Source organism: Phenylobacterium sp., from assembly GCF_020402505.1.
GTDB lineage: Bacteria > Pseudomonadota > Alphaproteobacteria > Caulobacterales > Caulobacteraceae > Phenylobacterium.
This window is the reverse complement of the sequence record NZ_JADBZL010000177.1, coordinates 1-8,635: the sequence shown is the minus strand read 5'-3', so window position 1 is coordinate 8,635 and position 8,635 is coordinate 1. Positions and strand designations below refer to the sequence as shown.

The window sequence follows — 8,635 nt, the reverse complement described above, 5'->3', positions numbered from 1 at the left end:
TGCCGCAGGAGCGGCTGCAGATCGCCATCTCCGGCCAGGCCGGCGCCCAGCGCGCCTTCGACGAGGCCGTGAAGTTCACCAAGGACCGCAAGGCCTTCCGCCAGACCGTCTTCGACTTCCAGAACACTCGCTTCACCCTGGCCAACCTGAAGGCCAAGCTGCAGGCGGGATGGGCGCACCTGGACTGGTGCACGGCCCGGCACCTGCAGGGCGAGCTGACGGCGGCGGAGGCCTCGGCGGCCAAGCTCTTCCACACCGAGCTGCAGTGGGAGGTCTGCGACGCGGCCCTGCAGCTGCACGGCGGCGCCGGCTACATGAACGAGTACCCCATCGCCCGCCTGTGGCGCGACGCCCGGGTGCAGCGCATCTACGGCGGTACGTCGGAGATCATGAAGGAGGTCGTGGCCCGGTCGCTCTGACCTGGCTGCAGGGCCGGCGACGGCGCCTCGGCAGGCCCCCTCCGTCGCGCTGCGCGCGCCACCTCCCCCTCAAGAGGTGGAGGAATTACAGTGACTTAACTGCTCCCCTGCGGGGGAGCTGTCGGCGAAGCCGACTGAGGGGGCGCCGGGACCTAAGGGCGGCGGACCGTCTCCCCGCCCTTCATGACGAAGACGGGCCTTTCCAGGACCTTGATGTCGGTCAGGGGATCGCCCTTGACGCCCACCAGGTCGCCCCAGGCGCCCGGCTTGATCTGGCCGACCTGGCCGGCCTGACCCAGGGCTTCGGCGGCGTTGATCGTGGCGGACTGCAGGGCCTGGAGGGGCGTGGCCCCCCACTGCACCATGACCGCGAACTGCCTGGCGTTGTCGCCGTGCGGAAAGACCCCGGCGTCCGTGCCGTAGACCATCCGGACCCCGGCCTTCAGGGCCTTCTGGAAGTTCTGCCTCTGGATCAGGCCGATGTCCCGGTCCTTCTGAAGGTTCTCCTCCAGCACGCCGTTCTTCGCGCCCTCGGCCTGGGTGTAATCGGTGTTGTAGATGTCCATCGAGAACCAAGCGCCTTTCCGTACGGCCAGGCGGATGCCCTCGTCGTCCACCAGGCTGACGTGCTCGATGGTATCGACCCCGGCCTCGAGGGCCTGGCGGATGCCCGAGGCGCCATGGGCGTGGGCGGCCACCTTCATGCCAGCGGCGTGAGCCTCCTCCACCACGGCCTGCATCTCGGCCAGGGTCATCTGCTGGGCGCCGGGGGAGGACCCCCGGGAGAAGACTCCGCCCGTGGCGCAGATCTTGATCACCTCGGCGCCGTACTTGCGCATCTTGCGGACCATGCGCCGGGCCTCGTCCGGGCTGTCGATGACGGCCGGGCTCTGCTCGTTCATGGACGGCGGGAAGAAGGTGGAGTCGCAGTGCCCCCCCGTGGCGCCGATGGCGTAGGCCGCCGGCACGATGCGCGGGCCGGGGACGAAGCCTTCCTCGATGGCCTGCTTGAGGCCCACGTCGCCATACCCCTCCGAGCCGACATTCCGGATGGTGGTGAAACCCGCCTCCAGGGTGGATTTCGCATGGGCGACGCCGATGGCCGTCCAGAAGGAGTCCGTGAACAGCAGGCTGTTGTAGCCGCCGTAGAGGGGGGAGGAGGTGATGTGCACGTGCATGTCGATCAGCCCGGCACGAGGGTCACGCCCGGCAGGTCGAGGCTCGAGGCCCCGGCGGGAAGGGCGTCGCCCCGACGGCCCACCGACGCGATGCGGCCGTCCGTGATGATCACCTGCGGCTGGTCGATCCGGGCGCCCGTGGCCACGTCTATCATCCGGTCGGCGGTGACGGCGACCGTCCCGGCGCCGGCGGCGGGGGCCGCGAGGAGAAGGCTGGCGGCGGCGAGGGCGGCGATCGGGCGCATGGGCAACTCCGGCAAGGGTCTGGTGGTCCCGTCTAGCATGGTCCGCGCCTGCAGGGCGCCCGGCGGGTGACAGAGGGGCCCGGGTCCGGTATCGGACCCCCGACGCGTGCAGGAGGTCCGGGACTTGAGCGATACGTCAGCGACCCGCGAAGGCGACGAGGCGCAGGGCTGGGCGACCGCCCGCACCCTGGCCGAGGCCCTGCCCTTCATTCAGCAGTACGACCGTGAGACCGTGGTCATCAAGTACGGCGGCCACGCCATGGGCCAGGAAGAGACTGCGCGCCTGTTCGCCGCGGATTCCGTTCTGCTGAAGCTCCTCGGCCTGCACCCGGTGGTGGTGCACGGCGGGGGGCCGCAGATTTCGCGCATGCTGGACAAGGCGGGCGTGAAATCGACCTTCGTCGACGGCCTGCGGGTCACCGACCAGGCCACCATGGAGGTGGCCGAGATGGTCCTCTCCGGCGCGATCAACAAGGAAATCGCCAACTGGATCACCCTGGCCGGCGCCGAGGCCGACGTCCGCGGCGTGGGCCTGTCCGGCAAGGACGCCCGGCTGATCACCGTCGAGAAGGCGACCCGGACCCGCAAGGACCCGGACAGCCAGATCGAGCAGGTCGTGGACCTGGGCTTCGTGGGCGAGCCGACCCGGATCGATCCCCAGCTGATCCAGGGGCTGATCTCGGCCGAGCATGACTACATCCCGGTCATCGCCCCCATAGGCGTGGCCGAGGACGGCCAGACCTACAACATCAACGCCGACACGGTGGCCGGCGCCCTGGCCGGGGCGCTGTCTGCCAAGCGTATGCTGCTGCTGACCGACGTGGCGGGCGTTCTGGGCGCCGACGGGGAGCTCATCCGGCAGATGTCCGTGGACGAGGCCCGGGCGGCCATCGCCTCGGGCGTGGCCTCGGGCGGCATGATCCCCAAGCTGGAGACCGCCATCGCCGCCGTCGAGGCGGGCGTCGAGGCCGTGGTCATCCTGGACGGCCGCCGACCTCACGCCATGCTGGTCGAGCTGTTCACAGAGCACGGGTCGGGAACCCTCATCACCCGATGAGCCCGGACCTCAGCCATATCGACACCTGGCTGTTCGACCTGGACAACACCCTCTACCCGGAGGAGTCCGGCTTCATGCGCCAGGTCGAGAGCCGCATGACCGCCTTCGTCATGAAGGTGACGGGTCTGGAGCGGGACGCCGCCTTCGCCCTGCAGAAGAAGTATCTGGCCGAGCATGGCCTGACCCTGGGCGGGCTCATGCGTCACCACGGGGTGGACCCGCAGGACTTCCACGCCCTGTTCCACGACCTCAGCCTGGACGCCCTGGCGCATGATCCCGAGCTGCTGGTCGCCCTGGCCCGCCTGCCCGGCCGCCGGCTGATCTTCACCAACGCCGACGATCTCCACGCCGAGCGGGTGCTGAACCACCTGGGCCTGACGCACCTTTTCGACCAGGTCTTTCACATCCACTCCTTCGGCTTTGCGCCCAAGCCCGACCCCCTGGGCTTCATGCGGATGATCGAGGGCCACGGCCTGGACCCCGCCGCCACCGCCTTCTTCGAGGACTCCGAGCGCAACCTGAAGCCGGCCCACGACCTGGGCATGACCACCGTCCTGGTGGGCCCCCGGGCGCTGGCCTCCGAGGCGCCCTTCGTCCACCATCGGACGGGCAAGCTCGCGCCCTTCCTCAATCACGCCCGCCTCCGGGAGACCGCCTGATGAGCCTGACCTACGCCGACCTCCGCGCCGAGATCGAAGCCGCCTGGGAGGCGCGCGACCAGGTTTCGACCGCCACCACCGGCCCGGTGCGCACCGCCGTCGACGAGACCCTGCGCCAGCTCGACAGCGGCGACCTGCGCGTCGCCACGCGGGGCGAGGACGGCGTCTGGACCACCCACCAGTGGGTCAAGCAGGCCATCCTCCTGTCCTTCCGCCTGAACCCGAACCGTATGCATCATGCTCCGGGGCCAGGACCCTACTGGGACAAGGTCGACACCAAGTTCGAGGACTGGAGCGAATCCCGGTTCGAGGCCGCCGGCTTCCGCGCTGTGCCCGGCTGCGTGGTGCGCAAGGGCGCCTTCATCGCCCGCAATGTGGTGCTGATGCCCTCCTTCGTGAACATCGGCGCCTTCGTGGACGAGGGGACCATGGTCGACACCTGGGCCACGGTCGGGTCCTGCGCCCAGATCGGCAAGAATGTGCACCTGTCCGGCGGCGCGGGCATCGGCGGGGTCCTGGAGCCCCTGCAGGCCAACCCAACCATCATCGAGGACAACTGCTTCATCGGCGCCCGTTCAGAGGTGGCCGAGGGGGTGATCGTGCGCGAGGGCAGCGTCCTGTCCATGGGCGTCTACCTGACCTCCACCACCCCGATCATCGACCGCCGGACCGGCGAGGTCTTCACCGGCGAGGTGCCGCCCTATTCGGTGGTCATGTCCGGGAGCCGCCCCAGTCCGCACGAGGGCCTGCCGGGCACCTACTGCGCAGTGATCATGAAGACGGTGGACGCCCGCACCCGGGCCAAGACCTCCATCAACGAACTCCTGAGGGACTAGGCCCATGGCCGGGATCGACGCCGTCGAGCTGACCCGCGAGCTGATCCGCCGGCCGTCCGTCACCCCCGCCGACGCCGGGGCCATGGACGTGGTCGAGCAGGTGCTGGCGGGCCTGGGCTTTTCCTGCCGGCGGATGCGCTTCGGCGAGATCGAGAACCTCTACGCCCGGATCGGGACGGCCCGGCCCAACCTCTGCTTCGCCGGCCATACCGACGTGGTGCCGGTGGGCGACGCCGCTGCCTGGAGCCGCGAGGCCTTCGCCGCCGACATCGTCGACGGGGTGCTCATCGGCCGGGGGGCGGTGGACATGAAGAGCGCCATCGCCGCCTTCGCCGCCGCCGCCGCTTCGACCCTGGCCGAGGGGGCGGTGACGGGCTCCCTGTCCTTCCTCATCACCGGCGACGAGGAGGGCGCAGCGCTCGACGGCACCAAGCGGGTGGTCGAGACCCTGAGGACCGAGGGCGAGGTCATCGACCACTGCATCGTCGGCGAGCCCACCAGCGCCGAAAGCTTCGGCGACATGGTCAAGATCGGGCGCCGGGGCTCGATCAATGTCGGGATCCGGGTCGAGGGGATCCAGGGGCATGTGGCCTATCCGCACCGGGCGGCCAATCCCGTGCCGGTCCTGATCCGCCTGCTGGCGGCCCTGCAGGCCCGGGTGCTGGACGAGGGCTATGCGGACTTCCAGCCCTCGAACCTGGAGGTCACCACCATTGACGTGGGCAACCCCACGACCAACCTCATCCCGGCGGTGGCGACGGCCCGTCTCAACATCCGCTTCAACCCGGCCCACAGGGGCGTGGACCTCGCCGCCTGGATCCAGGCCGAGGCCGACCGCGCGGCCGAAGGCTTTCCCGGGACGATCACCCTGACCCCGGCGATCAGCGGCGAGGCCTTCCTGACCGAGCAGGGGCCCTTCACCGAACTGGTGGCCGGCGCGGTGGAGGCTGTGTCGGGACAGAGGCCGGACCTTTCGACCACTGGCGGCACCTCTGACGCCCGGTTCATCCGCGCCCTCTGCCCGGTGGTGGAGCTGGGCCTGGTGGGCCGCACCATGCACGCCGTCGACGAGCGGGCGCCGGTGGACGAGATCCGCCGACTGCAGACCGTCTACGAGACCCTGATCCGCCGCTACTTCGCAGCGCCGCCCTCGGCGTAGGCGACGCCTGTCAGGACGAGGCCCGTCGCGGGCGCGACAGGACCGCAGGCCCGGCGGTCCCGGGCCTCCAGGGCCGCCTTCACGTCCTGGGCCGTCCAGCGCCCGATCCCCACCTCGGCCAGGGTGCCGGTCATCGACCTGACCTGCCGATGCAGGAAGGAGCGCGAGGCGAAGCTGAGCCAGACCTCCTCGCCCCTGCGGCTGACCTCGGCGACGTCCAGGGTCTTGAGGGGCGACTTCGCCTGGCAGGCCAGGTCGCGGAAGGTGGTGAAGTCGTGATGGCCCACCAGGACCTGGGCGGCGGCGTGCATGGCGTCGGCGTCCAGGGGCGCCTTCACGTGCCAGACCCGGCCGCGGTCGAGGGCCGGCGGCGCCGGACGGTTGAGGATGCGGTAGAGGTAGCGCCGCTCGGTGGCCGAGAAGCGGGCGTGCCAGCCCTCCGGCGCGACTTCGGCGTCCAGCACCACCACCGCCTCCTCCGCCAGGTGGGCGTTGAGGGCGTTTCGAACAGTCTGGGCCGGCCAGTCCCGGGTGAGGTCCACGTGCACCACCTGGCCGGTGGCGTGGACGCCGGTGTCGGTGCGCCCCGCCGCCTGAAGGCGCACGGTCTCACCGCTGAAGGCCAGGACCGCCCGCTCCACCGCCCCCTGCACCGTCGGCAGGTCGCCCTGGGCCTGGAAGCCCTTGTAGGGGCCGCCGTCATACTCAAGGGTCAGGCGGTAGCGGGGCATCAGTCCAGCTTCGTCCCGGCGGGCAGGGGCAGGCCGCGCAGGAAGTCGGCGACGTCCTGCGGCCCGCGGCCCTCGCGCTGCAGACGCAAGAGGCGCACCGCGCCCTCCCCCGTCGCCACCAGGAGGGCGTCGTCCAGGACGGTTCCCGGCGCCCCCGACCCGGCCTCGGCCCGGCTCAGCAGGGCCTTGACCCGCACCGGACCCCGGGGACCGTTCGCCTCGAACCAGGCGCCGGGGAAGGGCGAGAGACCGCGGATCTTGCAGTCCAGTTCGGCGGCGGGGCGGGTCCAGCGCAGGCGGGCCGTGCGGGGGCTGATTTTCTTGGCGTAGGTCGCCCCCTCGGCGGCCTGCGGCGTCTCCACCGCCCGGCCGGCGGCGATGTCGGCCAGGGTTGCGACCAGGAGGTCGGCGCCTGCCCTCGCCATGCGGTCGTGCAGGGTCCCGGCGGTCTCATTCGGCCGGATGTCGAGCCGGGCCGTGGCCAGGATCGGCCCCTCGTCCAGGCCCTCGGTCATGCGCATCACCTGGACGCCGGTCACCTCGTCGCCGGCCATGATGGCGCGCTGGATGGGCGCGGCGCCGCGCCAGCGCGGCAGGAGGGAGGCGTGCAGGTTGAAGGCGCCCAGGCGCGGGGCCTCCAGCACCTCGCGGGGCAGGATCTGGCCGTAGGCCACCACCACGGCGGCGTCGAGGCCGAGGGCCCGGAAGGCTTCGACCTCGGCCGGATCACGCAGCGAGGCCGGGGTGCGGACGGTCAGGCCAAGGGACTCCGCCAGGGCCTGCACCGGCGAGGGACGGAGCGCCTGGCCGCGGCCGCGCGGCGCCGGCGGCTGGGCGTAGACCGCAGCGACCTCATGACCGGCCTGCGCCACGGCGCTGAGGCAGGCGGCGGCGATGTCGGGGGTTCCGAGGAAGGCGAGGCGCATGGGGCGGGTTTACCCCTCCCGCGGCGGCGAGGAAACTGAAAGGGGGGGGGGAACCGGAAGGGCCGGATCAGCCCGTGCGGGCCAGCTTGCGCACCCGGGCCACCGCCCGCTCGCGCTTGAGCCGGGACAGGTGGTCGATGAAGAGCACGCCCTTCAGGTGGTCCATCTCATGCTGGATGCAGACGGCGAACAGGCCCTCGGCGTCCTCGACCACCTCTTGGCCGTTATAATCGAGATACCTCAGCTTCACCCGGGCGGGGCGGTCCACCTCGTCATAGACCTCGGGAACGGACAGGCAGCCCTCCTCGTAGGGGGCGGTTTCCTCCGAGGCCCAGAGAATCTCGGGATTGACGAAGTAGCGGGGCTGGGGCGGCTCGTCCTGCCGGGCCAGGTCCATGACGATCACCTGCTTGGGCACGCCCACCTGGATGGCGGCGAGGCCAATGCCCGGGGCCGCGTACATGGTCTCCAGCATGTCGTCCATCAGCAGGCGCAGGTCGTCGTCCACCGCCGCGACGGGGGTGGAGACCTGCTTCAGCACAGGGTTGGGGACGGTGAGGATTTCGCGCAGGGCCATGGTCTCGCCAGTTAGGGACGGGCCCCGGCAGCGTCAAGCCGCACCGTCCTCGTCCTTCGGGTCCAGCCGGGCCAGGGGACGCACGCCGGTCTCGATGTGGGGCAGCTCCGGCATGGGCTTACCCTCGTGGTCCACGCCCAGGGTCTCGAAGCGCCGGGCCTGGGGAAGGACGCGGCTCTCCAGGGACCCGACCACCTGGTTGTAGCGCTCCACCGCCTGGGTCAGGGCCTTGCCCACCCCGGCGACGTGGCCGCCCATGTCGGACAGGCGTTTGTAGAGTTCGCGGGCGACCCGGGCGATCTCGGCGGCGCCCCGGGCCTGGTCCTCCACCCGCCAGCCGTAGGAGACGGCCTTGCACAGGGCGAAGAGGGTGGTGGGGGTGACCACCACGACCTTCTGGGCCATGGCCTCGTTCAACAGGTCCGGCTGACGGTCGAGGGCGGCGACCAGGAAGCTGTCGCCAGGGATGAACATGGCCACGAAGTCAGCGCTGCCGCCCAACTCGTCCTGGTAGCCCCGGGAGGCCAGGGTGCGTACGTGGGTGCGGACGCTGTCGGCGTGACGGGCGAGGGCGGCCTCGCGCTGGGCCTCGTCCGGGGCGTCCTGGGCGTCAAGGAAGGCGCCGATGGAGACCTTGGCGTCGATGACCAGCTCGCCGCCGCCGGGCATGCGCACCACCACGTCGGGCCGCTGCCGGCGCTCTCCGGAAGTAACCGTGACCTGCTCGAGAAAGTCGAACCGGTTCTGCAGACCGGCCATCTCCAGGACGTTGCGCAGGGTCTGCTCGCCCCAGCGTCCCTGAACGCCGACCCCCCGGCGCAGGGCGGCGGTGAGCTTCTGGGTCTCGT

Annotated in this window: 9 protein-coding genes and 1 pseudogene; 5 read left to right on the top strand and 5 right to left on the bottom strand. The window is 71.0% G+C overall.

What is annotated here, in order from left to right; all coding sequences use genetic code 11:
- Positions 1–419 (top strand): acyl-CoA dehydrogenase family protein (locus tag IM632_RS12210; protein ID WP_296552396.1); only part of this gene is annotated, 419 nt, incomplete at its 5' end.
- A 152-nt stretch (positions 420–571) separates the two neighbouring features.
- On the opposite strand, the pseudogene IM632_RS12205 reads toward IM632_RS12210, so the two are convergent.
- Positions 572–1,752, bottom strand: a pseudogene (locus tag IM632_RS12205) (amidohydrolase family protein).
- 214 nt (positions 1,753–1,966) lie between these two features.
- Here IM632_RS12205 and argB point away from each other — a divergent pair.
- Genes argB through dapE form a run of 4 tightly spaced genes read left to right on the top strand, consistent with a single transcriptional unit; the run spans position 1,967 to position 5,553 of the window.
- A complete protein-coding gene (gene argB / locus IM632_RS12200; protein ID WP_296479479.1) occupies positions 1,967–2,899 on the top strand; it encodes an acetylglutamate kinase in 933 nt (310 codons plus the stop codon).
- Positions 2,896–3,558 (top strand): pyrimidine 5'-nucleotidase, encoded by a 663-nt coding sequence (locus tag IM632_RS12195; protein WP_296479477.1) that lies wholly within the window; start codon positions 2,896–2,898, stop codon positions 3,556–3,558. The genes argB and IM632_RS12195 overlap by 4 nt, the downstream gene beginning before the upstream one ends.
- Positions 3,555–4,394 carry a 2,3,4,5-tetrahydropyridine-2,6-dicarboxylate N-succinyltransferase gene (gene dapD / locus IM632_RS12190; protein ID WP_293519725.1) on the top strand — a complete coding sequence of 280 codons (840 nt, stop codon included), beginning with the start codon at positions 3,555–3,557 and terminating at the stop codon, positions 4,392–4,394. Before IM632_RS12195 ends, dapD begins: the two co-directional genes overlap by 4 nt.
- A 4-nt stretch (positions 4,395–4,398) precedes the next feature.
- Positions 4,399–5,553, top strand: coding sequence for a succinyl-diaminopimelate desuccinylase (gene dapE / locus IM632_RS12185; RefSeq protein ID WP_296552394.1), 1,155 nt, complete (start codon positions 4,399–4,401; stop codon positions 5,551–5,553).
- Here dapE and truA read toward each other — a convergent pair.
- The 4 genes from truA to IM632_RS12165 form a co-directional block, all read right to left on the bottom strand.
- On the bottom strand, positions 5,526–6,284 hold the full coding sequence (truA, locus tag IM632_RS12180; RefSeq protein WP_296479472.1) for a tRNA pseudouridine(38-40) synthase TruA: 759 nt from the start codon (positions 6,282–6,284) through the stop codon (positions 5,526–5,528). The two genes, dapE and truA, sit on opposite strands and share 28 nt — an antisense overlap.
- A complete protein-coding gene (gene fmt, locus IM632_RS12175; protein WP_296479470.1) occupies positions 6,284–7,210 on the bottom strand; it encodes a methionyl-tRNA formyltransferase in 927 nt (308 codons plus the stop codon). Before fmt ends, truA begins: the two co-directional genes overlap by 1 nt.
- Positions 7,211–7,277: 67 nt before the next feature.
- On the bottom strand, positions 7,278–7,787 hold the full coding sequence (gene def / locus IM632_RS12170) for a peptide deformylase (RefSeq protein ID WP_293512109.1): 510 nt from the start codon (positions 7,785–7,787) through the stop codon (positions 7,278–7,280).
- 33 nt (positions 7,788–7,820) lie between these two features.
- Positions 7,821–8,635, bottom strand: an 815-nt coding sequence (locus IM632_RS12165) for a DNA recombination protein RmuC (protein WP_296552393.1), incomplete at its 5' end; no start/stop codon positions are given.

Coding starts and splice junctions, on each gene's coding strand:
- IM632_RS12195 (WP_296479477.1), top strand. CDS start 2,896: ATGAGCCCGGACCTCAGCCATATCGACACCTGGCTGTTCGACCTGGAC.
- dapE (WP_296552394.1), top strand. CDS start 4,399: ATGGCCGGGATCGACGCCGTCGAGCTGACCCGCGAGCTGATCCGCCGG.
- truA (WP_296479472.1), bottom strand. CDS start 6,284: ATGCCCCGCTACCGCCTGACCCTTGAGTATGACGGCGGCCCCTACAAG.
- fmt (WP_296479470.1), bottom strand. CDS start 7,210: ATGCGCCTCGCCTTCCTCGGAACCCCCGACATCGCCGCCGCCTGCCTC.
- def (WP_293512109.1), bottom strand. CDS start 7,787: ATGGCCCTGCGCGAAATCCTCACCGTCCCCAACCCTGTGCTGAAGCAG.